Source organism: Pseudomonas violetae (genome assembly GCF_023072615.1).
In the GTDB taxonomy this organism is placed as follows: domain Bacteria; phylum Pseudomonadota; class Gammaproteobacteria; order Pseudomonadales; family Pseudomonadaceae; genus Aquipseudomonas; species Aquipseudomonas violetae.
In genome coordinates, this window is record NZ_JAKNRW010000001.1 from 40,879 (window position 1) to 64,568 (window position 23,690).

General features: G+C 55.0%; 30 protein-coding genes. 27 read left to right on the plus strand and 3 right to left on the minus strand.

Annotated features, from left to right (window positions below):
• The first annotated feature begins 21 nt into the window (after positions 1–21).
• From L9059_RS00200 to L9059_RS00225, 6 genes are all read left to right on the plus strand, one after another.
• Positions 22–714: a hypothetical protein gene (locus L9059_RS00200; protein WP_247285420.1), complete on the plus strand. Its 693-nt coding sequence runs from the start codon at positions 22–24 to the stop codon at positions 712–714.
• Positions 711–1,163: a hypothetical protein gene (locus L9059_RS00205; protein WP_247285422.1), complete on the plus strand. Its 453-nt coding sequence runs from the start codon at positions 711–713 to the stop codon at positions 1,161–1,163. The genes L9059_RS00200 and L9059_RS00205 overlap by 4 nt, the downstream gene beginning before the upstream one ends.
• A 35-nt stretch (positions 1,164–1,198) precedes the next feature.
• Positions 1,199–1,582: a helix-turn-helix domain-containing protein gene (locus L9059_RS00210; RefSeq protein WP_247285424.1), complete on the plus strand. Its 384-nt coding sequence runs from the start codon at positions 1,199–1,201 to the stop codon at positions 1,580–1,582.
• Between the two features lie 104 nt (positions 1,583–1,686).
• Positions 1,687–2,607, plus strand: coding sequence for a recombination-associated protein RdgC (gene rdgC, locus L9059_RS00215; RefSeq protein ID WP_247285442.1), 921 nt, complete (start codon positions 1,687–1,689; stop codon positions 2,605–2,607).
• Positions 2,608–2,653: 46 nt separating this feature from the next.
• Positions 2,654–2,899: a hypothetical protein gene (locus L9059_RS00220; RefSeq protein ID WP_247285444.1), complete on the plus strand. Its 246-nt coding sequence runs from the start codon at positions 2,654–2,656 to the stop codon at positions 2,897–2,899.
• Positions 2,889–3,584 (plus strand): hypothetical protein, encoded by a 696-nt coding sequence (locus L9059_RS00225; RefSeq protein ID WP_247285446.1) that lies wholly within the window; start codon positions 2,889–2,891, stop codon positions 3,582–3,584. Before L9059_RS00220 ends, L9059_RS00225 begins: the two co-directional genes overlap by 11 nt.
• Positions 3,585–4,208: 624 nt before the next feature.
• On the opposite strand, the gene csrA is transcribed toward L9059_RS00225, so the two are convergent.
• A complete protein-coding gene (csrA, locus tag L9059_RS00230; protein ID WP_247285449.1) occupies positions 4,209–4,400 on the minus strand; it encodes a carbon storage regulator CsrA in 192 nt (63 codons plus the stop codon).
• A gap of 175 nt (positions 4,401–4,575) precedes the next feature.
• Here csrA and L9059_RS00235 point away from each other — a divergent pair, with 175 nt between their 5' ends.
• The 6 genes from L9059_RS00235 (at position 4,576) to L9059_RS00260 (ending at position 9,989) form a co-directional block, all read left to right on the plus strand.
• Complete coding sequence (locus L9059_RS00235) at positions 4,576–5,007, plus strand: hypothetical protein (protein WP_247285450.1); 432 nt, start codon at positions 4,576–4,578, stop codon at positions 5,005–5,007.
• A 172-nt stretch (positions 5,008–5,179) separates the two neighbouring features.
• Positions 5,180–6,358, plus strand: coding sequence for a replication protein (locus L9059_RS00240; RefSeq protein ID WP_247285452.1), 1,179 nt, complete (start codon positions 5,180–5,182; stop codon positions 6,356–6,358).
• Positions 6,359–7,153: 795 nt separating this feature from the next.
• Positions 7,154–8,107 carry a hypothetical protein gene (locus L9059_RS00245; RefSeq protein ID WP_247285453.1) on the plus strand — a complete coding sequence of 318 codons (954 nt, stop codon included), beginning with the start codon at positions 7,154–7,156 and terminating at the stop codon, positions 8,105–8,107.
• Positions 8,108–8,797: 690 nt separating this feature from the next.
• Positions 8,798–9,244: a hypothetical protein gene (locus tag L9059_RS00250; RefSeq protein WP_247285456.1), complete on the plus strand. Its 447-nt coding sequence runs from the start codon at positions 8,798–8,800 to the stop codon at positions 9,242–9,244.
• A complete protein-coding gene (locus L9059_RS00255; RefSeq protein ID WP_247285465.1) occupies positions 9,241–9,651 on the plus strand; it encodes a hypothetical protein in 411 nt (136 codons plus the stop codon). Before L9059_RS00250 ends, L9059_RS00255 begins: the two co-directional genes overlap by 4 nt.
• Positions 9,651–9,989, plus strand: a complete 339-nt coding sequence (locus tag L9059_RS00260) for a hypothetical protein (RefSeq protein WP_247285468.1) — start codon at positions 9,651–9,653, stop codon at positions 9,987–9,989. The genes L9059_RS00255 and L9059_RS00260 overlap by 1 nt, the downstream gene beginning before the upstream one ends.
• Here L9059_RS00260 and L9059_RS00265 read toward each other — a convergent pair.
• Positions 9,986–10,264 (minus strand): hypothetical protein, encoded by a 279-nt coding sequence (locus L9059_RS00265; RefSeq protein ID WP_247285470.1) that lies wholly within the window; start codon positions 10,262–10,264, stop codon positions 9,986–9,988. The two genes, L9059_RS00260 and L9059_RS00265, sit on opposite strands and share 4 nt — an antisense overlap.
• A 157-nt stretch (positions 10,265–10,421) precedes the next feature.
• Here L9059_RS00265 and L9059_RS00270 point away from each other — a divergent pair, with 157 nt between their 5' ends.
• From L9059_RS00270 to L9059_RS00320, 11 genes are all read left to right on the plus strand, one after another.
• Positions 10,422–10,820: a hypothetical protein gene (locus tag L9059_RS00270; protein ID WP_247285480.1), complete on the plus strand. Its 399-nt coding sequence runs from the start codon at positions 10,422–10,424 to the stop codon at positions 10,818–10,820.
• A gap of 8 nt (positions 10,821–10,828) precedes the next feature.
• A complete protein-coding gene (locus tag L9059_RS00275; RefSeq protein WP_247285481.1) occupies positions 10,829–11,461 on the plus strand; it encodes a hypothetical protein in 633 nt (210 codons plus the stop codon).
• A complete protein-coding gene (locus tag L9059_RS00280) occupies positions 11,458–11,805 on the plus strand; it encodes a hypothetical protein (RefSeq protein WP_247285482.1) in 348 nt (115 codons plus the stop codon). The genes L9059_RS00275 and L9059_RS00280 overlap by 4 nt, the downstream gene beginning before the upstream one ends.
• A 10-nt stretch (positions 11,806–11,815) precedes the next feature.
• A complete protein-coding gene (locus L9059_RS00285) occupies positions 11,816–12,289 on the plus strand; it encodes a hypothetical protein (protein ID WP_247285499.1) in 474 nt (157 codons plus the stop codon).
• Positions 12,290–12,322: 33 nt separating this feature from the next.
• On the plus strand, positions 12,323–13,108 hold the full coding sequence (locus L9059_RS00290; protein ID WP_247285510.1) for a hypothetical protein: 786 nt from the start codon (positions 12,323–12,325) through the stop codon (positions 13,106–13,108).
• A 115-nt stretch (positions 13,109–13,223) separates the two neighbouring features.
• Positions 13,224–15,035 (plus strand): PRTRC system ParB family protein, encoded by a 1,812-nt coding sequence (locus L9059_RS00295; protein WP_247285512.1) that lies wholly within the window; start codon positions 13,224–13,226, stop codon positions 15,033–15,035.
• A gap of 42 nt (positions 15,036–15,077) precedes the next feature.
• Complete coding sequence (locus L9059_RS00300) at positions 15,078–15,530, plus strand: PRTRC system protein E (RefSeq protein WP_247285522.1); 453 nt, start codon at positions 15,078–15,080, stop codon at positions 15,528–15,530.
• 9 nt (positions 15,531–15,539) lie between these two features.
• Positions 15,540–15,752, plus strand: coding sequence for a PRTRC system protein C (locus L9059_RS00305; protein ID WP_247285524.1), 213 nt, complete (start codon positions 15,540–15,542; stop codon positions 15,750–15,752).
• Between the two features lie 219 nt (positions 15,753–15,971).
• Positions 15,972–17,306 (plus strand): hypothetical protein, encoded by a 1,335-nt coding sequence (locus L9059_RS00310; RefSeq protein WP_247285526.1) that lies wholly within the window; start codon positions 15,972–15,974, stop codon positions 17,304–17,306.
• Between the two features lies 1 nt (position 17,307).
• Positions 17,308–18,009 carry a PRTRC system protein B gene (locus L9059_RS00315; RefSeq protein ID WP_247285528.1) on the plus strand — a complete coding sequence of 234 codons (702 nt, stop codon included), beginning with the start codon at positions 17,308–17,310 and terminating at the stop codon, positions 18,007–18,009.
• The gene (locus L9059_RS00320) at positions 18,006–18,782 is read left to right on the plus strand and encodes a PRTRC system ThiF family protein (RefSeq protein ID WP_247285536.1); all 777 of its coding nucleotides are present in this window, start codon (positions 18,006–18,008) and stop codon (positions 18,780–18,782) included. Before L9059_RS00315 ends, L9059_RS00320 begins: the two co-directional genes overlap by 4 nt.
• Here the strand turns inward: L9059_RS00320 and L9059_RS00325 are convergent.
• Positions 18,764–19,114, minus strand: coding sequence for a hypothetical protein (locus L9059_RS00325; RefSeq protein ID WP_247285538.1), 351 nt, complete (start codon positions 19,112–19,114; stop codon positions 18,764–18,766). The two genes, L9059_RS00320 and L9059_RS00325, sit on opposite strands and share 19 nt — an antisense overlap.
• A 153-nt stretch (positions 19,115–19,267) precedes the next feature.
• On the opposite strand from L9059_RS00325, the gene L9059_RS00330 reads away from it, so the two are divergent.
• The 4 genes from L9059_RS00330 to dnaN all read left to right on the plus strand — a co-directional run bounded on the left by L9059_RS00330 (position 19,268) and on the right by dnaN (position 23,674).
• Complete coding sequence (locus L9059_RS00330) at positions 19,268–20,665, plus strand: hypothetical protein (RefSeq protein WP_247285548.1); 1,398 nt, start codon at positions 19,268–19,270, stop codon at positions 20,663–20,665.
• A 3-nt stretch (positions 20,666–20,668) separates the two neighbouring features.
• The gene (locus L9059_RS00335; protein WP_247285550.1) at positions 20,669–21,427 is read left to right on the plus strand and encodes an NADAR family protein; all 759 of its coding nucleotides are present in this window, start codon (positions 20,669–20,671) and stop codon (positions 21,425–21,427) included.
• Entirely contained in the window at positions 21,428–22,408 is a 981-nt protein-coding gene (locus L9059_RS00340; protein ID WP_247285552.1) for a hypothetical protein, read from the plus strand.
• Between the two features lie 156 nt (positions 22,409–22,564).
• Positions 22,565–23,674 carry a DNA polymerase III subunit beta gene (gene dnaN, locus L9059_RS00345; protein WP_247285554.1) on the plus strand — a complete coding sequence of 370 codons (1,110 nt, stop codon included), beginning with the start codon at positions 22,565–22,567 and terminating at the stop codon, positions 23,672–23,674.
• The last annotated feature ends 16 nt before the right edge of the window (positions 23,675–23,690 follow it).

Sequence of the window (23,690 nt, forward strand, 5' to 3'; positions counted from 1 at the left end):
GTAATTTCTAGGAGTGTATTCATGAACGCAACCACTGCTTTGCCTTCCACCCCACAGCTGGGTTTTGACTTCAACCTGCACAGCCCGCCGTCCGCTGCCGTGAACAAATGCGGCTCAACCTCAGTGTACGAATTCGACCTAAGCAACCCAACAGGGATCGCCGCCGGTGAAGCGTTGTCACGGATGATCGTTGATGACCGCGTCCTGTTCCTGGGCATGACCAACTGGCGCGCGCTGCTTGATCGAGCAATTACATCTGGCCATACGGAATTGTACCCGTCAGAGGATGGGCGCCAGGGCTTGCGAAAGCCTGGCTTCCGCTTTGGCCCTATCACCCGGATGCCTGAGCAAGGCCACGAGTACGTAAAACGGGCTGTATTAGCACTCAAATTGCAGAAGGCCTTGTCGGCCGGCGTTGCGTTGAAGTCGGTCCGCATCACGGTTTGGGAGACCATCAAGCTCGATCTCGTTGCTCGAGCATCGGGCATCCTGATTGTGGTTTATGAGGGACGCAAGGCTGCAGCATCGCTCGAGCTTGCCTTCGCCGATCTGCCCTTCACCACCGGTAGTCCTGCGAGTGACGTTAATGCTCAGACAGAATTCTTTGCGATGCGCCTGGCGGCGGTATATCCAACTGTTGAACCAGGTCGGCTGGCTGAAGCTGCTAACGCTGCATTTGCTCAAGTAACGAAAGTTCTGGATGGTCCACGATGAACAGGGCATTCAACCGGGCTGTCATTGAGCATCTACTGGATATTCAGCACCGGGATCTCAGCGCCGGCGCAGTTACGACTCGCCTAATCCAGGCCGCCGGCGACGCGATCGCGGACATCCTGCTCGATCACGGTTATCGCCTTGAGCGCAGTTTCCTCGACGGCCGCGATGTCGTGCACTCCTACATCAACCCGCGAACAGGCGAGGCTATCGACGACATTGGGTTTACGTTGGAGCTCATTGACGATGGGAATAGCGGAGCAAACCTGAGTGTCCTGGTGCGCACTGACGGTGCATCGCCCGGCTCGCCCGAGGGCTTTTCGGAACCAGTCCGCTCGTCCAGGAGCTGGTATTTGCCAATGAAGAATGGTGCCACTGCCAGTGACCTCTTCGCCTTATCTGCGAACCAGAAAACGCATGCCCCCTTTGAGTGGCGGGCTGCGGCCTAGCTTTGAAACGTGGGTCGTCACATTGGAATGCCGTAATGAAAAAAAAGAAGCGCGTGGACTTCACAGGCAATGCCCTCAAGGATGCGAGAACCAAGCTTGGTATCTCTCAACAGGAGCTTGCGGGGGAGTTCGATATCGCTCGGACGACCATAATCTCCGCTGAACGAGACACCCCTCGACCATGGATGGCTATCGCGTGCCTTGGCCTTGGAAACCTCAGATACATGGATGCCTGTGTTAAGGCTATTGATGGAGCCAGATTCAAGGCACTTCGCGAGCAGCTTGGGCTTTCGCATGATGCTCTTGGGAAGCAGCTAGGCTTTGCGGCAAGCACTATTCTCACATGGGAGCGGACTGCGCCGCCGGCCTGGGCCCACCCTGCCTTGATCGGGCTATCGGTGCTCAGTGTGGTCGGATAGACCGCCAACGGCGGCCCGATGTTTGGATGTGCCCTTTCGGCTGGGCATTTTTTGGGGGTGCGTTATCGTTACGTCTTCCAATCAATGCCTAAGGCCTATCCGCGATGTGGTTCAAAAATCTCCTTGTTTACCGACTGACCCAACCCCTCGAGCTGACTCAGGAAGCGCTCGAAACAGCGTTGCAATCGAAACCCGCGAGACTCCCGGAAAGCCAGGTCCTGTCGACTGTTGGCTTCATGTCCCCGACCAGCAAAGCCCCGGACGCACCTTTGGTGCATCAAGTTCAGAACATCTTCCTGGTTGCCCTCCGTACCTATGAGCGCATCTTGCCTGGCAGTGTGGTAAAGGACGCAGTGACTGAGAAAGTCGACGAGATAGAGGCGGAGCAACTGCGCAAGGTTTACAAGAAGGAGCGCGACCAGATCAAAGATGAAATCATCCAGAGCTTTCTCCCCCGGGCGTTTATCAAGAAGGCTACAACCTTCGCCGCACTAGATTTCGCGAACAATGTCATCTACGTGAACACTTCTAGCGCCGGCGCCGCTGAAAACCTGCTGTCGACCTTGCGCGAAGTGCTCGGCACCCTACCTGTCCGGCCGGTCACGGTGAAAATCGCACCCACCGCAACCTTTACCGACTGGGTTAGAACCGCTAAAGCTGCAGACGACTTCTACGTCCTGGACAACTGCAAGCTGAGCGACACCCACGAAGACGGTGGCGAGATAATGGTGAAGAAGCAGGACCTCACCGGCGACGATATCAAGAATTTGGTCGCATCCGGCAAGGTCGTCACTCAACTCAGCTTGGCCTACAAGGATAAAATGAGCTTTTCTATCACTGAAAAGCTTGGCCTACAGCGGATCCGGTTTGAAGATTTGCTTCAGGAACAGGCGGTCCAGGACGGCGGTGAAGACGCAAGTGGGCAATTTGACGCCTCCCTACTTTTGCTCACCTCTACTCTTGGTGAGATGCTTCCGAGCTTACTGTCTGCACTCGGTGGCGAGGAGACTCCTCAAGGCATTTGACCTGAAGGGGGGTCCGCATCATTGATGCGGACCCTTGGTGAGACCCATGACGAACGTTGATCGATTCATTACCACCTCAATGCGTACCGACGCACTCCCTGACAGCTTCACGCTCGAACAAGTCCGTCAGCTGGTCGGGCAGGCGCTGGAGCATTCTGTCGATAGACAGTCGGACCTCGACGAGGAACGGATAAGGAATTTGCGCACTGCTCTGCTGCAGATTGAGCAGACGACCTCCGACACCGTCGCTGCAATAGCGGCTAGACGTGCAAGGATTACCGATGACGATTGATATGTTGCAACCTGACTCAATACCCCCAACTCGAACGCTTGGCGAACTTGTCGCTGGCGCGACTACCCAACTCAAGGATCTGGCGGGCCGCTTCGCAGCTGGTCTGGCCGACTCCGGATTGCCCTGCCACGTCGACATCTTCGACGATTGGGTAAAGCTAACCGTAGGTACCGACGATGGGCTTTTGGATTTTGGACTCATGGGGCCAGAAGTATCAGGGTTGTCACCTGGTGGGCTCCCCTTACGTATTGGCGTCGAGTTGGCCTTTAATGTTCCGAGTGGCGAGCCTTTGCGTTCGAAACCGGACGTCTTCTTCTATCTGCCGACCGATTTCTCCATCGACGAGTTAATTGCTTTGGGTCGAGGCTCCTCCTCCCCAGCTCAGTTCACCGAGTTGCTGAACTTTTCGGTGAGGCACGCTATGTCAGCACCTCGAAGTCGGTTTCCAACCGCCATTCTGCTGATGATCAGTGCACGCCTCAGCCTACATACGGCAGGTGACAAGCGGTTCGAACTCTGGACTCAGTCGCGGGGGAAGATCGATATTGTCCGACTCAAGCGTACCAGCAACCCTCATGAAGCCGCCGTCGAAGCGCAAGAGCTTGGATTCAACCCCACGGTCTATCGCTGCCAGTCCGGGGTCTTTGTGGCATTCAAAGCTACAGAGGTAGGGATGTTTCTGTGAGAAACCATTCGCAAGCTGGATGGCGGTTTTCGAATTCAACACCGGTTCCGTAAACACCGGCTCAATCTCTCTGACGTGGTGCCGTTGGATCGCTTTTGCTCTGCGTTCGGAATTTTTTGAGGGGACTTGCAAGCGGTGAATTCGCCCAAGAATTGGCCAGGTAGGTTCTGAATAATGCCCAGGTGGTCAAGTGGGATGCTCAGGCGGCGGGCGGTTTAGTCCTGCCGCGGTAGGCACACCTATCGGACAGCGCAGTATTCCTTCAGCTCGGCTTGCCTGGCCGGCGGGTAAAGCTTGGTGTCCGGAATGCTTCGCGTGATGGCTCGCTCAGTTGTCTGGGTAATTCCCGGGATCCCATTTGGCGCTTGATCAATAACGTAAACGAGCCTGACGTCATGGCAAGGTTGTTTCGTGCAACCGCCCTCGGATGTGCAGATCTTCGGAGCCTTTTCGACATACGCCTCTATCTGCCTACACTCAATTTTTGAAAACCCGCCTTTGCATTTGAAGCCCTCGAGCTTCAAATCGTTGATCAGATTGGCGGTCGTTGGACTTGGCTCGCCGATCCATCTTGCGGAGCATCCCGCAAGGACGGCGGCCAAGGCAAGGACCAGTGCTGTGGGTTTAAGACGCACAGACTGCCCTCAGGATTTCCTCTTCCTTGATGCGGCAGAAAATTTCTTCGCGGTGCACGGAGATGTTTTTGGGCGCGTTAATGCCCAACCTAACCTGTCCTCCCTGGGTTTTCAGAATGGTGACCGTGATGTCATCACCAATATTGATGGTCTCTCCGACGCTTCGGGTTAGTAGCAGCATGTGAACTCCTGTTTTCATGCCAGCACACTATCTGGGGATTTCTTCCAGTGCACGCGAAAATGGGGTCTCCAAATTCACTGAGGATCGGGTGTGAATTTGGAGGGCCGTTTTTGACTCGCATCTATTTTTTCAGGCGTTATGCTCCGAAGACGTCATGTTTTCGAGATGGTTTGTTGTGAAAATCCCCGTCAAAAGCACGTTTGCAGTCTGCGCTTTACTGTTATCTCTTTCTGGAATGGTGTACCTGTTAAGGGCTCCAATCCCGGATGCTCAGGCTTCCGTTGCTGTGGCAGTCCAAGTTGAAGATGCGGACTCAGCAAGATCCGCGATCACTGCGATGTTTGCGACTGCGCCAAACACGTTCAACCTCCCGGCAGCATCCGTTCGTCTGTCTCGGTCTCGCCTTGAAGGTTATGCCGTATGCACTCCATCGACTGAAGCGACTGCTGCCCAGTACATCGAGGTTGCAGAACTGCTCGATAAAGTAAGTAAGCACGTTGGCGATTTCCAGCGTGTTGTCGACGCGGTCATGGGTTCTAACACTGGTATGAGTGACTGCGATTTTCGCGTCATCAATGCGATCGCTAAGGCCGCGACCAGTGGCTGATCGTTCAGCAATAGCTATCACGCATGCCTCTCAATCGAGCAGCTGGGGTTCCCCCATGTACGGTGTTGTGGCGGTTTGTATCAACCAGCTTTCGCAGCCGAGTTCGCTCGCTTTAGTTGCTATCGCCGCTACGATGCCTTTGTCGCATTGTGGGGCTAACGGATAAGCCTACATGGAACAGAGCAGTCTTCGCACTCAACAGCTTCCTGGCCTTGAGTGCGCCAATCCCCAACTCAGTCGTTCTGAGACGGGTGTTGCCGCACGGGTGCGAAGTATGGAATTGCGCAACACCCATCGCCGACATGGTGGCCAGGCCCCTGGACAGACGCTGCCCCTGTTCAGCGCCTACGAAATCCAGCTCGACGCTGATGATTACAGCAATCTCGTATCGATCTATGACGCACTGCCTAGATTTTCATGGGCGTCAAAAACGGTCCGCGAGCTTTCGCACATGACAACGCAGCTTGACGGCCGCTTGAACGGCGAACACTTCCGTGTGGTGATGAAGGCCGTCAGCTTGGAACTCCCGATAAAGATCAAGGGCAAGGCGACTGGTAAAACTGAGTGGGTGGGTGTCTATCCTGGGAGTCGAGAAGAATGTGTTGAGGAGGCCCTACGCAAATTCAGTACACAGCCTGGGCGGTTCAACGAGGCGGAATGCAGTGTTCGATTCAGCCTCTACGATTTGAGAAAGGAATTAAAGTCTGTCGGCCATACCCACTCTTACGACGAGCTGCGCCAAGCGCTTGAAATTTTATCGAAGTCCTCGCTGACGATTCAGACCAGAAGCGCCGATGGTGAGACCATTGATATCACCTCGACTTACCTCCCTCTCTTAGCACTACGCAGCAAGAATAAGAGCAGCAAGCACTACATCGAGGTTAAAGATATGCCTGACGAGGAAAAAGGAAACGCGACACTTTGCGTCGCGGTGCTCCATCCTCTGATTTCCCGGGGTATTGAACGCGGCGACTATCGCCTCTACCACTACGCTACGTCTATGAAGCTGACGAACAGCCTCGCCAAAACGCTTAACCGCGAGTTCTCCATGCGTTGGAGAAATGCTTCCCCCGTACATCCCTACCGATTCCAGCTTGTCGAGTTCTTAAGCAACACCGCCCGGGGGCTATCCAGTCGAATTCCAGACGACTTCCGTGCCGTGAACATCGCGCTCCAGCAGCTTGTGGACGAAGGCGTTCTGACCGAATTTAAATCCACCCCAGTAAAAAAACCAAAGGGTAAAGGGGCTATGGATTACAAATATGAGGTCTTCCCAACCAACAAGTTTGTCGGAATGATCATCGATGGGCACCGCCGGGAAAAGAGACGCGAACTCGCCGTTAGTGCCTGAGATATTGCCTTAATTCATCGTGACCCTTGCCCGCCTAAACGCGGGCTTTTTTTTGCGTGGCTTGCGGTGAGTATTGCTGTGTTTTTCGGGTGTGTTGTCATAACGCTCAGAGCCAGGGCAGCTTCTCCAACGCCCCAGGCCCAACGCCTTTGGTAGTCAGGATTGTTTGTTGATTCGCTTCACGGTCGACTGCAGGCCGTCGCTCGGGGGTGCACCGCAGTTGGATATTCTGTACTGGGATCGACCCTTAACTTCGCTGTTCATTAGTCAGGATTGGTTGTTGATTCCCGCAATGGTCGATTTCCACCCTCCGCGCAGAACGTCAGACCACTTACAAACTCTATTCCAGATGTACAAACATTATTCCAAACCGACATCCATTGGTTCTCCGCTGGACTCGGAACGGCGCCGTTCATTAGTCAGGATTGGTTGTTGATTCGTGCAATCGTCGATTTCAGGCGCGGCCTTAAACGTATGGATGTAGAGAATTAAAACTGTCACAAGGGAATTAATGCTGTCACGAACCTTGGCGTAGCTTCCCCAAAATATCCCGCCTCGGGGAGGAAATCCGCTACCAAAACGAAATTGCAGTAGTGACCAGTCAGGCTTGTACACATGGTTCAGGCACCAAGTTGACGAACCAGAGTGGAAGCCATAAATTATTGCTTGTGTCCGCCCAACCCAACCTGCCACCGGGTTAAATCGGGTGCTATGCATAAGTTTGGATTCTCAAACCCTCCGCACACAATCCTGTGATCGGCGAGTAATCGGTGGACGCGATCTTAAGGATTTGTCATGGCCTACCTCACCCTCACGGCACCGAATCTCAAACTACTTAAAGACCAGGTGCGAGACGCATATAAAATCCCGTCCTCTCACCTCTCCGAGGCAATCGCAGCGGCACTTGGCTTTGGAAGCCACGCAGCTTTGAATGCGCATTTAAAGGGGCTAACAGGTCAATTCGTGTCGCTGCCCCTGTTTGATTCATTATTCGAAGAGCGACTGCGCACGCTTGGCTCCCCGATACAAGACTGGCGTGGATTTGATAAATTTACCTCCACTGCGGTCATGAGCGACGAGGAGCCAGGAGTGCGATTCACGCACGGCAGCGCGTTCCGTATGGTTTACAACTTCTGGCTTGCGCCGAATTTTGAACGAGTCCTCGCCGGCAAAGCCCAGCGCCCATATGTGAATCATGATCACGTTGATTTTGAATATCTGCGCTCGGTGATTGCGGACGAATTTCGTTTTGGTTCACCTGTCGAGATTCGTCTGGCAAATGACACCATCGACCAAGTTACGGCACACGTCCGTGAAGCAACCCGCGATTTAGACCTGATGAAGTGCCATGACTTCGCAGAATTGCTTCTCGGCGAAGCACGGAGTCAGTCAACCTCCATTATTGACGTTAGAAGTGGATGGAAGCCGCTTCATCAGCTCAAAGAGCGGAGACATGCTCCTCCCCCCGTGCTTTTGCCAATCGTCGTCGAGTCTTCAGACGCGGAGAATGGAATTCTGTGGTCACAGCAAGCAAGGATGAGACTGAACGTCAGGGCAGCAAATCCAGAGTTTCTGTTCAATCCATCCCATAAACAAAGTGGCGATGACCAGCAGGGCTATCTGACAGACCGTCTGCAGAAAGCTTTAGCCAAATGCTTTAACACGCCTTATTTACCGTATTGTCTGCTCGATTGGGCAACATCTGATCCACTACCAGCTGAGTATCAGGGACCTGGAGAGTTTCGTTAGAGCTTCGACGGTAGCCTCCCAAAATAGGGCGTACATCTGTCGCTGGGTTTGGCCACTTGGCCGGACCTCAGCCAAAAGCGGTACCCGGCGACAGTTTTAATTCTCAAACGTATGACTCCTCAGTGGCGGTTTGCTGGGTTGCGACAATTTTGCGTGGTTTTGACGCTGACTTGGAAGCCACGATTTTGCGCAGAGGCTGCGACAGATTTAATTCTCAAAATCCGCGAGTTAGACCACGTACAAACTCTATTCCAGATGTACAAAAATTATTCCACCGCCACCAAACCCTCGATATACAGCGGTCAGGATTGGTGCGTGATTGTAGTCAGGATTCGTCCACGCACCGTTTTTTGACCTACTTACCCACAGAATTTTGGCATGAAGGGTGGGTATCTAAAGTGAGGATTGGCTCACGATTGTTCTTCCCCTAGTCAGGTTTGGTCCACGATGGCTGTCTATACAGTAAGGATTGGCTCACGATTCGGCTGGTCAAAGCCGTCGGCAGTCAGGATTGGTGCGTGATTGAAGGCAGGATTTGTTCACGATTCTGCCCGCAAACCCCCGTCGTCATTGGGTTTCCCACACTCCTCCTTTATTCTTCCTTTTCCTATTAATTCCTTTGCGGAGACTGCTTCCGGCACGGACAGAACCAGGCGGAAATACCATCGAACTCACATCGAGGATTTTCCTATGTTTCGACTCACGTCCTATTCCTGGTTTTCCATCTGCTGTTTTGCCGGTGGTGTCCTGTTGGGCAGTATTGCGATCGGATACCTTACGCTGAGCCAGTCCCCAGTTCCGCTAGGCGCACAGGTGATCGCGTTGTCGATGGCTATCTCCCCCGCATGCCTTGGGGGATTGGTCCTTTCAGTGCTGGTCCCAGGATTTCGCTGGCTTCTCGCTCCAGTGCTTTTCCTCGGGGGTGTAGCCATACCTCTGGACTTCGCTTTCGCGTGTCTTTTAGGGGTTGCTGACGAGCGTACTCTGCAGTTTGCGATCGCTGTGCTTATGGCGCTTTCCTTGGTCGCTCTGGCAATTCTGTTGGAAGGCCGTTTCAGTACCGTCAGGGTCAACAACGTAATTCGCGTGTCGATCACCCAGCCGAACGCCAAAGCATCTGGAGCCGTGCAGCCATGACCGGTAATCATCAAAACGTAAACAGTGACCTCTCGCTGCTGCAACGGTCCACCGCTTGGCTGGGTAAGCAGCCCACACTGCCTGCTGTGAGGGGCGCGCTGAACGCCATCGTCGCTCGCGCCGTCAGGGGGGAACTGGCTGACGATGCAGACTGCCGCGACACCTGCGACGCACTGACAGAGCATTACGTTGATCGTGGAGGGGACCTTTCTGACCTCTCAATGCTTCCGGAACCTGGCATCCCCCAAGCATTTGCAGGGCAAACGACCGGCTCGATTGCGACGGCGGCCCCGGACTATGGAGCGCTCTACCCTGACTCCCCCGCAGCAGCACCTCTCAGCAAGGAAGAGAAACGAACCCGTCTACAGGCGCTCCGGGCGCAAATCACCCGTCCAGGAGGCTTCTAATGACACCCTTACAACTCGCGAAGGCATGGATTGAATCGGAGAAGCCTAATCAGGAGGAGATCCAGCAGTCTGTCGATAATCTCTGTCACCAGCTAGCTAGGCCGCCTGCGGGGATCAGCGAAACCGAGCTCCACTTAGCGATTGCGCACCTGATGTTTGCTATCGGGAAGGATCCTGCAGATCTGGTTCTGCCAGATAAGCCGGCAAAGGCCGAATTGGATCTGAGCCCGTTGGGTGAACCGGCCAACAGTGAGGCGTCCCTTCTTACCTCCGCTGAGCGTCGTGAACGTTTTCTGAAGCTCAAAGTTGACATCGCCGCTATGTTGGCGCCCTTCTAGTTCTCTGCGCGCTTACGGCCCTTCAGAGGCTCCGCCGGGAGGGTTGGCACTGCCGCGGCGTCGACGAACAGGTCGGCGTCAAAGTGTTGCATCATCTCTTTCACAGCCGGGTCTTTCAGCAATTGAGCCAAGGCAGGATTGGTGCGTGATATCGCGGACCATGCTTCGCGCTTGTGTCGCTCGGACAAGCCACTGAGCATCACGAAGCGCTCGCCCTTCGGGATTACGGGCATTGAATAGGTTTGCAGCCAGGGGCTGGGGTTCTCTTCGGACATGAGGCACCTGCAGTGAGTTTCTACTGCAACTGTGCCGTGTTTGCTGTTTGCATCAATCCAAAACACGGGTCCCGAATTCGGATGGGGTACTTTGGCTCGTAAACTCGGAGCAGGCGGTTAGAATCGACGCAATCATGGGACAGAACTGACTACCGTCATGGCCACCGCACTCATACTTACGAACGACGCTTCGGAAGCATTCCAAGCTCAGCAGATCCTTGGCGACCTCTTCGACAGGGTTCGCGCATGCAACACAGTCGCAGGGGCGCTTGCGGAACTGGCCGCGTGTCCGCCCGACCTGGTTATCGTGTTCGGACTCGAGGGGTTCAGCCAGCAACCAGTTCAAGCCGCTACTGAGGTGGGTATTGGATCAACCCCAGCGATGCTTATGTGCAGCGGTCTTCAGGCCGTCGGGAGTCAGGAGCCAAGTCAAGCAGTTCGCGTTCATCCACCATTGACCATCACCAGCACCTTGATGGCGCTTCAAGACCTCGGACTGGTCGACATCGTGAAGCAATCCTCACTACCTCTGCACCTTCGCCGCCCAGGAAAATAAGGACAACCATGCTCAAGCCTCTATTCTGTTTCACCGTGCTCTGTCTCGCTGTCACCGGCTGCTCCAGCAAACCTGACTACACGCAGACCATGTACCAGTATGAGTCCAAGGAGCACTCTGGCTCTGTTGCGGTTACCGAGACCTCCAACGTGCCATCTGGTCAGTGTGGGGAGCAATGGCGGGATGAGCGCACCTATCAACCCAACGGTGTTCAACAGATCACCGGGTTTCGGCTAGAAATCCAGATTCACGACCAGAGTCCGGATACCTACGGCAACCTCATCAAGGTCGAACTGCCATCTAACCACGGCCGCGACGTCCTGGTGCGCGACTTCCAGAAGTCCAAAACGCTAATGCTGGAGCCGGATAGCAACGGGATGGTCAAACAGGGCAACGTGTTCTACTTCCCTGAAGGCTACTTCGTCCGCGCGTCGCAGCCGCAGTTTAGTGAAGAGGACATCAGCTTCTGCCTGGGCGTGGATCGCACTTACCTGACCGAAGCTCAGCTGAAGACGGCAAACCCTCTGATTCACATGGATCGTCTCAACGTGCGGGTCAACGCTAAACCCGGTGAGGAACAAACCTACGAATTCGGTTCGATGCAGCCTGTCCGTGTCGCTGTTCGGGCGGTGCCGCTTTGAACTACAAGTCAGTGCTGGTCCTCGGACCTGGACTCGGAATTGCGAGCACGATTGATGGGTTCACTGCTACCGAGCTTGCCCAGTACGCAATGGGTTACTACGAGAGTCTGTTCCAGCCACTGGAACCGGTTTATCCGGAGGGCAAGCCAGAATTCCTCGCGGATGTGCTATGCAACGGATACACCGAGTGCGAGCGCGTTACAAAGTGGCTTGGTGTTGACCAGGTTGTTGAGTTCGATTACGAAAACCATCTACCAACGCCGAAAGCAAAGTTGGACCACGCCACGTTCGGCGACAGGTTTGCGACTCAGTTGATGATGAAAAAATTCGCCAGTATTCCTTGAGGTTTTGCTAATGCGTTGGATTGGTTTCATGTTGTGCCTCGCCCCATTATTGGTTCAGGCCTCCTCCGAAGACCTAAAGGTTTCCGTCGCGTCGGGCGTTAATGAGCCGGTGGCTTATAAATACCCAACGGATGGCTCGAAATACGATCTGGACCTTCGCGTCAGCCACCGCTATCAAGCAGCTTTTAAAGACACAGCCACGAAGCAGGAGGTGTGCCGTGAGGCGGAATACAAAACCGGTTTACTTTTGAAGTTGCGCGCCTTGCCAAAAGAGGCGGACGGTTCGCAGCCAGTTGAAGTCATAGGTCAGGTTTCGGCGCTCGACGGAATCTCAGAAGGTGATCGGCTCAAATGCGGAACCAATCAAGTGGTGAACATGAGCAACAAGGCTTTCTCAGATACTGTCCGTGTTGAGCCCAACCGCACTAAAGCTGTCGTCATTGATGGAAAGTACACCGTAATGCTCTCGCTCCAACTCCCGTAACACCTTATCCAACCAGCATGGTGGGCTCTGAAAATGTGGGAATACTCTCGTGTTGATCATTTGACCCCACAGGCGGTGTGCTTCTTCTGCAACCGCCCACTTCGAGCTCTCAAGGGCATCGTCATCTCTGACGGGGCTCAGGAGGCATATGCTGGGCCCAACTGCGCTAAGAGGATGCTCGGCGCCCCCGAGGAGCGCCTCCTGGACGTGGCGCGACTCGCCCTGTTGGTAGTGTCTGAGGAAGACCCAGACGTCGAGCCTGGCACCCGCGAAGACTTGCATTCAGATCCTCAGTCAGGTTCTCGACGATCTTCACTCGCATCCACCACCGCCGTTGAGCGCCCCTCTCTTCCAGCACTTGACCGGGTTATTCAATATCTTCGGCTCCGATATGAGTTCATGCAGGAATTTCACCTCCACAAGTCCACGCTGCTGACTGAAGCGTATGAGGCTTACCGAAGGACCGGGCAATTAGACGAGGCGACACGCAAGAGAGTGGCGGGGATGATCCGCAACGCTGGAGAGCAGAAAACGGTGTTTAGCGAGGCGAACATTAAGCACTGCATTGGCCTGAACCACTGGCTGCATGAAGCAGTGCAACAGACCCAACCCGAGCGGAGGGATTTTTTAGAGGCCATGGTTGCCAAGCTGCACCGACGCTGGACTCTCACCCCCGGGCAACTGAATGGCATAAACAGCTGGGGGATCGGTTTGCGAAAGCGGCTGCACACATTTCCGCATCTGGACGCCCACATCTTTGACGGCGTCCATGTCCCTGACTTCATGTCCTCCGCATCAAATGGGCAGAACACCCGCTAGTTGCACTCCCGTTCTTGGGACTGAATTACCTTAAAAATATGATCGCTGCCGGTTCTGGCACGCAGGCGTGAGCGCGAAAATTTGCTCATTCCATACCTAGAACGAGGCAACCCCCGTGACCAACCTATCTCTCGCGTCGGACAACCAATCACAACAGGCTGGCGGGCAACCGGCTGAGTTGCGTGTGCTCTTAACGCAGATCCGCCGTAACCAAAACATTGACCCGCGTAAAGGCCGCAACAAGGCCAAGTACGCGGCGATCCGGGCAAGCATCCGCGAGGAAGGGGTCATGCAACCCATCCTGATCCGGCCTATCGAGGGCGCTGCAGTTCCATACGAGGTGGTTGCCGGTAACACCCGCTACGACGCATCGGTTGAGGAAAACAAGATCGACATCCCGGTCATCATCCGCGAGATGACCGATAAGCAGGCCCGTCAGGCCGCAGCCATTGAGAACGTTCAACGATCGGACCTCACGCCTATCGAGGAGGCTTACAACGCTGTCCAACTCTTGGAGGATGCTAACAACGACCACGACGAAGTATGTCGGGCCTTGGGTTGGGGTCGCAGCAAACTCGATGCTCGGGTTCTGCTGTCCAAATGCTGCTCCTCAGTTGCCGAAGCGTTAGTGCAAGGCGACATCAAACTCGGCCACGCTGAATTGCTGGCTCCTATGACCGAGGAGCTTCAGGCGTCCGTCTGCGCAGCGATCATCGAACGGAAGATGACGGTTACTGCAACTCGTGACCGCCTGCTCGAAATGACGGCTTCAATTGCGTCGGCACGATTTGACGTCACGGAGTGCGGCACTTGCCAGCACAACAGCGCCCAATATGGAGATTTGTTCCGCGCTTCGCTGGGTGACGCTAAGTGCCAGAACCACGCCTGCTGGGAGCAGAAGACTGCCAACCTGATCGAGGTGAAGCTTATCGAAGCACAGCAGGACTACGGCGTGGTGCATACAGACATGACGCTGCCAACAGACGGCTATGTGCTGCTTGAAGAACGAGGCCCCAATGGTGTGGGGGCAACTCAGTTTTCAGCCTGTACGGCCTGTGCAAACTATGGAGCGGTTGTAAGCACCAAGCAGGGGAACGAAGGCACTATTGTCGGAGGTCACTGCTTCAACAAGACCTGCCACAGCGAACACAACGGCGCGTACAAGCAGTTAATCGCTCAGGCGACTGCGACTCCTACGGTAGCCCAATCCCAAGGCTCTGGGGCTGTTCAGCAAGGCACGGCCAGCACCAAGGCAAGTGCAGCTAGTGCGAGCGCGGGTAAAACCGCAACTGCGAAGCCTCAAGAGGTAAAGAAGGCGATTAAGAAGGAGGCATTTGCGCTGTTCTCCCAAATGGGTGCGCAGGCAATCAGTGCAAATCGCGCCTACGCCTTGGCAATCAGCATCGTTTCCCTCTACCTCGACATGCGGTCTGATCTGCCTGCGGAGCTGACTGAACGGCTGCACAAATCAATCGGTTTCCCCAAGACGCTGGGCAGTTTCGACCGTGCGCCGTTTGAGTTGGTACTGGCAGCGAAACCTGTCGAGGAGTTGGAAAAGTTTCTGAGTCAACTCGCGGCCTGCACTGTGTTTCGCCGCGACAGCACCGAAACGTTCCAGAAATCGACTCCTGGTGCTCAGTCCATTGGTTTCATCAAGGCAGCAGGTATGGACCCGGTTGACCACTTCAGAATGTCTGAGGGATATCTCAAAGCGCTGACTAAAGCGGGCATCGTTGGGGACTGCAAGGCCAGTGGCTTTGACATGAAATATGACGAGGTCAAGGGTGACAAAGAGTTCGCCAAGCTCGTGGGGGGGAAGGTTGACGATCTCATCAAGGCGATCCTCGGATTTGAGGAGTTCAGTTGGAAGGGCTACCTGCCTGAGACGATGAAAATCTCAGCGTATGACGGTTCTGGCACGGTTTAGTCCGTATCAAACTTACTCCCATCTTAACGAGGAACACGAATCATGAGCCATCAAACATTTCTGCAAGCCATCAGCGCGGTCCTGATCCCGGGCATGAGTGCGACAGTTGAAGTCCAAGGTCTGCCTAACGGGGAAATCAAACTGATCTACACCCCGAACATCGGTACCACCCCTGATAACGCTTCCGATGCAATCGTTCAGCTTCGCGCAGCTATCTCCAAGCCGATGATTATTGCCGGTGCCCCTGCTGAGATCGAAGAAGCGTTCGGGAAGCTGATCGCACAGAAAGCGCAGGTGGTGGGCCGTGGCCTGAGCGCGCTGGATGAGATCGAGCGTTTAGCGGGTGCTGCTATTGCAGAAGCCAAGGCAAAACCAGTCGGCGCTGCGGCCAGCACAACCGTGAACCCTGTCGATGAAGACGAGGACGAGCCGTCAGATGATGAACCAGCGGCAACGCCCGCAATCCCGCCAGTCAATTCACGCACAGCGTTTTAAGGGGGATCTATGGCCGTAGCAATTTTGACTCTGACACGTTTGTTCCGCTTTTCGGGTCGTGACCTTCCAGACCCTGATCCGAGCATGCAACCACAAGACGTGCTCAAGCACTACGCCCGCCAGTTCCCACGCCTGAACGGCGGGAAGGTGGTTGACCCAATCAACGAGGGAGATTCGCAAATCTATGAGTTCCGACAAGCCAGCTTCGGCGACCGGGGATAACCCATTAGACCAACTGAAGGCATGGGCGGCTGGTTCAGCCGCCCCTGCTACACCCACCCAACTAAACGAATGCTGCCTTGAGCGCAGCCAGCAGGTGCGTCTGTGGAGCCTCTTGAGCAGTTCAAGCAAACCTGGAGTCCTCTCCAGTACGGTCGTCCCGCGCTAACAGCGCAGACTATCCCACGTGTTAGCGCTGCCGTGCAGAGCGGTATTGCTGAAATGTTCATGCGTGATTTTGGCTATTTGGTCGATCACCAAGGGCATAGCGTGTTTTGCTTGGAAGCGATTAAGGGAGGTTTGGCGCACGATTCTGACTTGCGCCACCTAACTAACTACCCGAATGGCTACGGCCTGCATCTGGTGACGGGTGAGGTGGTTCGCAAAGTTCAGTCCCGCGTGGTGTTTACGACCGCAGACGCCTTAGCAGATGCGCCTCGGCTTGTTCGTAATCTGGAGCGCCAGTTCACCGAGGTGTCCTACGCTGCCGGTCTGGCGGTCGCGGTTACAGAGGCAGGATTACTGCGTGATTCTGATCTTGCGCCGCTTATCGCACTCGGAAGTGACTGCGGCTATGACCTGCTTACGGCAGTCACAAACGCGGTAGATGCGCTTTGGCCTGACGCACAACGCCAAAGCCGCAATACCGATCATGGCGTAGTGCATTGCCACACGCCCTTTGAGACGGAGATTAACGGGACCAACATCTACATGCTCGCCAACGAGCGTAATTGCTTCTACTTGGACTGGCCTGAGGTTACAGATGGGTTCCTTGAGATGCACATTTTGCTCACGAAAACGCTTGACGCCATGTCGCACTATCTCGTCCCGTTCCACACCCCGGCCAGCGCATTAGGGTGCTGGGGCCAATACGCCCATGGCGTTTCGGAAACCTACGAGTCTGTTCAGGACGATATCGAAGGGATGAGCCGCGAGGAGATTGCCGAATTCTTGCTGGCACAAGAAAACCCAGATGAACTTGGCTGGCTGGGCATGGAGTTGGCTGAAAGTGAAGGTGATGAAGACGTCTTGGAGCGCTCAGCTGCACTGCTGTTTGAGATGGCCGACGTTGAGCGGAACTTCAGCTACCGACTGACTTACGGCGAGGAGATCTCTGATGCCATGCGCCTCCTCGAAATGACTGAATTGCTTTCCCAGGCACAGGAATTAATTCGCGCCGGTTCAGAGCACTCCCGCTTGGCCGAGGCCCTGTGCGAAGCACTGAAGGCTTGTATTGACCGGGCACCTAACCACGTTGGGGTCAGCGGGTTAATTGCATCGTGCAACCCCGAGGATGCCGAACAATTTGGATTTGAAAATAGCCCGGACAGATTTTTCGACTGTATTTGGGTGTTAGCTGACGAGCGCCACGAGGTGCTGCACGACAGCGCGCTTGAAGGCTTCAATGCCGATATGGATGAGTGCGGGCAACCGAGCGCCGTGTTGCCACTGGCCAACAGTGCGCTGGTGGCACGCGTTACACAGCCGATACTAGAGCGGACTAATCAATGCCTAGCGCTGCTACGGCTAATCCAACTCTCACTAGAGGTAGCGTGAAATGCTCAATTCCGATGTCACTGCACGAGCTCTACTAGCGTTTCACCACACGAAGACCCAGCGCTTGGATTTCACGACCCACGAGGTCATCAAGTCCCCCGTTGAAGGTCAATTCACACTGGGTGCCGGGCGTGCATTCTCCGAGGAGGACAAAGAGTCACTGATCGATCTGTTGCTCAATGTCGACGCAGACATCGAATTCATCGACACCCGGATTCTCGTCAAATCTCGACGAGTACTGGTCTGGTACAACCCGCCTCAAGTAATCGACGTGCTGTTCAAAGGGGTGACGCATACCGCGCCGATTCCGGGGCTGATCTTTATCGCGACCCACGGAAAACTGCGCTGCTATGCCTACAAGGGCAAAGCGCGCCCTACTCCAGACACCAAACTGTTCTTTGCTCCGCTGGGGAACATGTACGAAAGTGGTTCGTTCTGCACTGGCAACTGCGTGGTTCCCAAGGACAACTCCCTTTCCAGCATCCAAGGGTGGGAGCAATTTGTACTTCGCTGCACAAACACGCATACAGGAGCCGCCAAGGTGCTGAAGACGCCGGTCGGATATGAGCAGGTGATCGAATTTTATAAGCATCTTGAGGAAACCGGTGCCAAGGCATTTCCAGTCACTGAGTTGATGCCCGCGCCTTCCAAGGCAAAGCAGATGGACCTTAAAGCGGCGCTTGAACAAGGCGGTGAAAAATGAGCGCCTCAGTGACGAATCTGCAGGTGCCAACGCGCTATGTTGTCCCGACTCATTGGACCGCCAGTGCGATTCGAATTGTTGTTTTAGGAGCCGGAGGCAACGGTAGCGAAGTGGTCGACTGCTTGTCGATGTTGCATTGTGCGATCCGAAGCCTCGGCCACCCACATGGGCTGGCAGTCACAATCATTGATGATGCAGTTGTTCGGGAATCGAATCTGGTCCGTCAGCGTTTCTGGCCGTGCGATATGGGCGGATTTAAAAGCATCGTGCTAGCCAACCGTTACAACCTGAACCTGGGACTGCAATGGATTGGATTGCCGCACCGCTTCCCCTGCGAGGAAACCACGTTTGCGTTGGCCGACGCTGACCTCATCATATCGTGCGTCGATGTGAATTCTGCCCGGATGGCAGTGGCCGACTACAAGGGCAAGCTGAAACCCACTGCAATGTGGCTGGACATGGGGAACGGGCATCGGCACGGCCAAGTGGTTTTTGGCGGGCTGGGCAAAGCCACGCGGAGCCGGTACCCGAACGTACTCGATCTTTACCCAGAAATCGCTGGGATGGCAGACAACACAACGAAGTCATGCTCTGCTGCTGAATCGATTGCCGCGCAGGATTGCCTAATCAACCGCACGGTAGCCACGGCGGCTATGAACATTCTGTGGGAGTTAATCCGAAAAGGATCCACCGAGCGTAATTGGATCACGGTGAGTTTGGAGTCCGGGGAGCAGATGACACAGCCATTCCCCTGTCAGAACAGCGAGAGCTGATTCGCCTCGAATGTACGCCGCTCTTGGCAGGGTGGCGGCTCGCTGGCGAGTTGCGTGGCGCGAACCCGAGACAGCAATCCGTCACGAAGTTCGGCGGCGAAAGTGCCTGAACACACAGGGCAAATCGTAAAATCCTGAAGCACGGCAAAATCGTCGTGATCCACTTCCCCAGTCACCTCACCATCGTCGACCGGCAATCCACAAAGAATCAGGCGCGCCTTTAGCTTCGGCATTGGGCGGGCCATAGCCAAGTGGACCTTCTGGCGTTTCACAAGCATCACCAGCTTGTCCCCTTCAAGGACTGCTTTTTGTGCCGTTAGAGTTTGGGCCACGGATCGTTCACTTCAGGTGGGTGCTGTCCCGAGTATACCGCCGGAAAATTGTGCGGCACCCCAAAACACTCCCGCATTTTCTCCATTCTCCCAGAGCAGAGCGCTCGAATTGGGGCACGAGCCATCCACTATTAATGGAATAGAGGAGCGTATATGTCTGCCGCGATACATTTCTACACTGCCGTCACCGCTGGTAAGAACCCAGCCGAGGGACAAGTCGTACGCTACGACTCTGTGCTTTGCGAAGAAGTCGGCGCGCCCCAGGTATTGAAGATGGCCATCCAGTTGCGTGATGACGTCCACGTCGACCTAGAGACAGCCGCCGAGTCCGATCTGGCCGCCCTTGATCTAATGGAGGGGGTGCCTGAACTCGACTGGGCGCGCCACGCTCACAGTCACTTTTCAATTCCTCAGTGCTTGCACGTCGGCTTGGGTAACACAGCGCACGCCGATCCCTTCATACGATACTCACTCTACCGCAACCTTCTCCCCTACCCGTGTGTGGGACTGCCAGCGAACGCCCGTTCCCTCGACGTGGATACGATCATGCGCGCGGTATACTTACTGCGCCCAGAGGACTTCCCGTGGAAAGACGCTCCAGCCCCAACTACGGGCTCGGCGCTCCATCACTTCCTCATGTGGGATACGAAAATTGTGGGCGGGAACCGGGCCTCGCGGATACGTGAGGTGCTGATGGAATTGCACACGGCTTGCCCCAAGTTGGTGGAGTACGCAGCCAAGCTGTCCTCCATCGAAACTATCAAGAGTGCGCTTGGATTGGATCGGGGTGAAGTGAGCGACCTTGAGAGCGCTACGCCCAGCCTCCTCTGTCACCAGACGATCCTCGGGCAAAGAGGGTTTATTCTGGGTCTCCCAGTAGGGGTGGATATTACCTACCCGGATATTCTTTTCGTGGCCGACCTGGAGTGCGACCTTACGCAGCTGTGCGATCCCGCGACCGAGTCTTACCAAGACCTGGTTCGCACGCACCCAAGGGAAGTGACCAAACCATTGGTTAGGATTTCGCTCAACAAATTTCCGTTTTGTGCCCCACTGGGGGTGCTCCGCGGGCAGGACGCATCAAGGCTCCTGGTGGATATTCGAGCGGTTAAGGCGAACATTTCTCGATTGCGTCAGGCGACTTACCTACCTGCAAGACTGAAGGAGAACCCTGTACTTGAGCTGGCGTCCCAGCCCTCGGATATCTACCACAGGATGTGGGCGGGCGATTTTTCGAAGCAGGATTTGGTGCTTATGGAGGAGCTTCACCGTTCTCCCGAGAGCGATTGGCTTGTCGTAGCTAGCAAAGCGTCGGACGGACGATTCAAGGATTTGGTCATTCGTTTAGTCGGACGCGTAGCACCGCAGTACTTGACGTCTGATCAGAGGGAAGACTGTGCGTCGTATTCCAGGTCAAGATTCCCAGTGGATTCTAACGGACCGTTTTGGCTGGCAGAGCAGATAAAACAGGCCCAAGATAGTGCTTTAGATACTACTGCGGCAGTGGGACTTGTTCAGCTGCACGAACGCTTGACCCGCAATATCGGATGAACCATGGAATCATCGACGACACCTAACTTCGACCCATACGCAATCTTGCCATTCAGTGCGTACCGATCGGCGGAATGCCCTGAAGGCGAATGTTGCTACTCCCTCATGCATTTCATCGAATCTGAGAAGTTCAGGGGTGTGGACGAGTCCTCCCGGCTGTTCTTGCTGGGCCAGTCCGATCCGGATGACTTTCTGCTTGAGACCGGTGTGATCCATCCATCCCTCGTTCGCGGTGACTGGGCGGACGTCCGGTTCGCTCTGATTCGTGCTGGGATGTGGATGCAGTTGGTTCAACACCAGGTCGAACTTCGAGACGCCCTCCTGCAGCCCGGCTGCAGCACTGGCATTGCGTTGCTTGATGAGGTGGCGGCAGACATTTACCAGCGGCTCACTACTTCCCTGGAGACCGGTGGTGAACTTCGGCGAGTAGTCATCGCCGGTGATCTGACCATTGATAATGAAGCCATATTTGACACATTCGACCACCTGTTCCAGATTCGCCAGCCGGACGAAGTTTGTGTTTCTAACGAAGCTGGGGTTGCGGAGCTCGTTCACCGCTACGCCCAAAGCAGGTACATCCCTGTGAGGACATTTGACATCGCCGCTGGCGTCCAAGCTTGTGCTACGGCGCTGCTGGACAAAGGTACCCATGTCTTCACGGTCAGCAAGAACGAGACGTCCGATTCCGCTCTCGCAAATGATCTGCTCGTTATGGCCGCTGCTCAGGGCAAGGTAGCGCATCGTTTTGCCTTGGATGCCTAAATGAACTCCACTCAGGTTTTGCTCATTGCCACGCTATGCCTTGGAGGTTGTGCGTCGGATCCGGAATGGGTATCGGCCCCGCCTAAGGCTATTTGTTTTACCCACGCGGACAAGTCCTGTATTGGCGAACTAATTGCCAAGAGCGTCGAGGTCGAAAAGCCTGGCACGGGGCGCGATGAATCGATGCGCATTACTACAGCTTTGGTCGCAGGCGCTGGCATCACTGACCCGGTTACGCTTGTGCGGCTTCGGGACGAGATCGACAAAGTGATGTGCCGTATCCCAGACACTTCCTACGTCGCCGCCGGCAACGCAATTGGTGCAGCCCGGGAGAAACGGTTTACCGCAGCATTGGACGACGCGGCGAAGGTTCAGGATCGTTCGGCGCGCCTATTTGCCTTGCAGCACATCGCCGCCCTTGCTGCCCGCTCTGACGATGAGAAAGCAATTGGCCGCTCGCTGAACTCATTGAACGATGAAGACAAGCCCGCCTACATGGACGCACTTCAACAGAGGCTTCTCACGCTTTTGTCGGTTGGCGACTTGGAGCGCGCTAAGGCTCTTCAGGATGGGTTGCTTGAGTTCTATGCTGGCCGCAAGAACAACACAATGCGCGTTGCCCAAATTGCAATTAGCTACGCGACGACGGGCCACGTCCAAGATGCCAATGCCTTCCTGCAACGCGCATCTCAAAAAGTGCCAGGATTGAACGCGAAGGACATGGGCGTCTTGTTCGAGTTAGTGATCAAGGCCTCGAAAGGTGAATACCCTCCCCCCCAGGATTTCTTCGCTTTCTCCAGTGACTCCATGCGCCTGGAAGCTTACGTACAGCTGGCCATTCTTTATGACCGCTCCGGGCAGGCTGATTACTCCAGCCGGGTGACGAGCGACATGGCGCGTTTTGCACAGAAGTCTTCGTTCAGGGTCGAGAGTGGGGATGCAACACGGGCGTTTAGCAAAATCCTGATTGAGGCTATGTAAGTTATACACATAAATTGTTTATAACTCGGTGGGTAAGTCGCACGACGACAGGTCGGTAAGCACTTCTAGCGGTTTGATCATTATTTGATCAGGTGACCGGCTTCCGGCACGCGGGGCTTCAGGGATCATGGCGTATTCCTTACTGAGTGAGCCCCCATGAAAATCTCAATCAAGTCTTCCGACCTTGCCCACTACCTAAAGACTGTCTGCCGGGTGCCGGATCGCAAATCAACTGACGTTTTCGGTCACTTGCTGTTGGAGGTTGACTCCTCCCAGCTTAGGTTTTCTGCCCACAACGGGCACAAGCAAATGACGTTGGCGATCGCACCGGATTTGTATTCCTTAGTTGGAGAAGCTTTCCGTATCTGTGTTCCGGCGCAGAAGTTCGACTCAGTTATCGGCGCACTGCCCAAGGATGCTGCCGTCAGCATTCAGTTGGCTGAGACGAAAGTTGTCATCGCGTCCGGGCGCTCGCGTTTCACGCTGGCCACGCTCCCAGCTGAGCAGTTTCCCGTTATGGAGTTTACCGCCGATCAGAGCAAAGGTGATCTGTTGATCCCGGGCGAAACACTCAGCGCCTCAATCCGCCAAATTGGATTCTGCGCAGCGCGCAGTGACTGTCGCTCGTTTCTAAACGGCATTTTTTTCGAGTTCCGTGACGGAACAATGACTCTTGCAGCATCCGATGGCTACCGCATGGGCGTGATCGATGTTCCTGTTGAAGGTGCCCCAATGCAGCACTTCATTCTTCCGAGCACTTGCATTGAAGACGTCTGTCAGTTTGTCGGCTCTGGTCCGGTGCTTATCTCGACTTCCGGCAGCATGGCTCGTTTCACTCGGGATGGTGGTGTGCTGCATACCAAACTCATCGACGGGAAATATCCTGACTACCGTCGTTTGGTCGATTCGGCGGCAAAGGGCGATGTCGCCCGGGTAACCCGCGACGATCTCGCAGGCGCCATTGCCCGAGTGACTTTGCTGTCCGAAGGCACCATGCCCCTTGTTCGCATGACGATTACTTCCGATGCCATCTCAGTTCAATCGGTGGGTGGCGGGGTTGAGGATGTCGCGAACGATGTGCTGCCTTGCGACTACCACGCTGAACCGCTTGAGATCGGGTTTAACGGGGTGTTTACCAATGAAATCATTCGGTCATTGGGCGATAAGGAATGCGACCTGTTTTTCAACTCAAGTGGTAGTGGCACGCTCTTGAGAGGACGAAACTCTGCATCAACAAGTTTTGTATTGATGCCAGCGCGCCTTTAAGGCCAGGGTAGGGGAA

What these genes read in the sequence shown, in the direction of transcription:
- L9059_RS00200 (WP_247285420.1), top strand. Translation starts at nt 22, where the DNA reads ATGAACGCAACCACTGCTTTGCCTTCCACCCCACAGCTGGGTTTTGAC.
- L9059_RS00205 (WP_247285422.1), top strand. Translation starts at nt 711, where the DNA reads ATGAACAGGGCATTCAACCGGGCTGTCATTGAGCATCTACTGGATATT.
- L9059_RS00210 (WP_247285424.1), top strand. Translation starts at nt 1,199, where the DNA reads ATGAAAAAAAAGAAGCGCGTGGACTTCACAGGCAATGCCCTCAAGGAT.
- rdgC (WP_247285442.1), top strand. Translation starts at nt 1,687, where the DNA reads ATGTGGTTCAAAAATCTCCTTGTTTACCGACTGACCCAACCCCTCGAG.
- L9059_RS00220 (WP_247285444.1), top strand. Translation starts at nt 2,654, where the DNA reads ATGACGAACGTTGATCGATTCATTACCACCTCAATGCGTACCGACGCA.
- L9059_RS00225 (WP_247285446.1), top strand. Translation starts at nt 2,889, where the DNA reads ATGACGATTGATATGTTGCAACCTGACTCAATACCCCCAACTCGAACG.
- csrA (WP_247285449.1), bottom strand. Translation starts at nt 4,400, where the DNA reads ATGCTGCTACTAACCCGAAGCGTCGGAGAGACCATCAATATTGGTGAT.
- L9059_RS00240 (WP_247285452.1), top strand. Translation starts at nt 5,180, where the DNA reads ATGGAACAGAGCAGTCTTCGCACTCAACAGCTTCCTGGCCTTGAGTGC.
- L9059_RS00245 (WP_247285453.1), top strand. Translation starts at nt 7,154, where the DNA reads ATGGCCTACCTCACCCTCACGGCACCGAATCTCAAACTACTTAAAGAC.
- L9059_RS00250 (WP_247285456.1), top strand. Translation starts at nt 8,798, where the DNA reads ATGTTTCGACTCACGTCCTATTCCTGGTTTTCCATCTGCTGTTTTGCC.
- L9059_RS00255 (WP_247285465.1), top strand. Translation starts at nt 9,241, where the DNA reads ATGACCGGTAATCATCAAAACGTAAACAGTGACCTCTCGCTGCTGCAA.
- L9059_RS00260 (WP_247285468.1), top strand. Translation starts at nt 9,651, where the DNA reads ATGACACCCTTACAACTCGCGAAGGCATGGATTGAATCGGAGAAGCCT.
- L9059_RS00265 (WP_247285470.1), bottom strand. Translation starts at nt 10,264, where the DNA reads ATGTCCGAAGAGAACCCCAGCCCCTGGCTGCAAACCTATTCAATGCCC.
- L9059_RS00270 (WP_247285480.1), top strand. Translation starts at nt 10,422, where the DNA reads ATGGCCACCGCACTCATACTTACGAACGACGCTTCGGAAGCATTCCAA.
- L9059_RS00275 (WP_247285481.1), top strand. Translation starts at nt 10,829, where the DNA reads ATGCTCAAGCCTCTATTCTGTTTCACCGTGCTCTGTCTCGCTGTCACC.
- L9059_RS00285 (WP_247285499.1), top strand. Translation starts at nt 11,816, where the DNA reads ATGCGTTGGATTGGTTTCATGTTGTGCCTCGCCCCATTATTGGTTCAG.
- L9059_RS00290 (WP_247285510.1), top strand. Translation starts at nt 12,323, where the DNA reads ATGTGGGAATACTCTCGTGTTGATCATTTGACCCCACAGGCGGTGTGC.
- L9059_RS00300 (WP_247285522.1), top strand. Translation starts at nt 15,078, where the DNA reads ATGAGCCATCAAACATTTCTGCAAGCCATCAGCGCGGTCCTGATCCCG.
- L9059_RS00305 (WP_247285524.1), top strand. Translation starts at nt 15,540, where the DNA reads ATGGCCGTAGCAATTTTGACTCTGACACGTTTGTTCCGCTTTTCGGGT.
- L9059_RS00310 (WP_247285526.1), top strand. Translation starts at nt 15,972, where the DNA reads ATGTTCATGCGTGATTTTGGCTATTTGGTCGATCACCAAGGGCATAGC.
- L9059_RS00315 (WP_247285528.1), top strand. Translation starts at nt 17,308, where the DNA reads ATGCTCAATTCCGATGTCACTGCACGAGCTCTACTAGCGTTTCACCAC.
- L9059_RS00320 (WP_247285536.1), top strand. Translation starts at nt 18,006, where the DNA reads ATGAGCGCCTCAGTGACGAATCTGCAGGTGCCAACGCGCTATGTTGTC.
- L9059_RS00330 (WP_247285548.1), top strand. Translation starts at nt 19,268, where the DNA reads ATGTCTGCCGCGATACATTTCTACACTGCCGTCACCGCTGGTAAGAAC.
- L9059_RS00335 (WP_247285550.1), top strand. Translation starts at nt 20,669, where the DNA reads ATGGAATCATCGACGACACCTAACTTCGACCCATACGCAATCTTGCCA.
- L9059_RS00340 (WP_247285552.1), top strand. Translation starts at nt 21,428, where the DNA reads ATGAACTCCACTCAGGTTTTGCTCATTGCCACGCTATGCCTTGGAGGT.
- dnaN (WP_247285554.1), top strand. Translation starts at nt 22,565, where the DNA reads ATGAAAATCTCAATCAAGTCTTCCGACCTTGCCCACTACCTAAAGACT.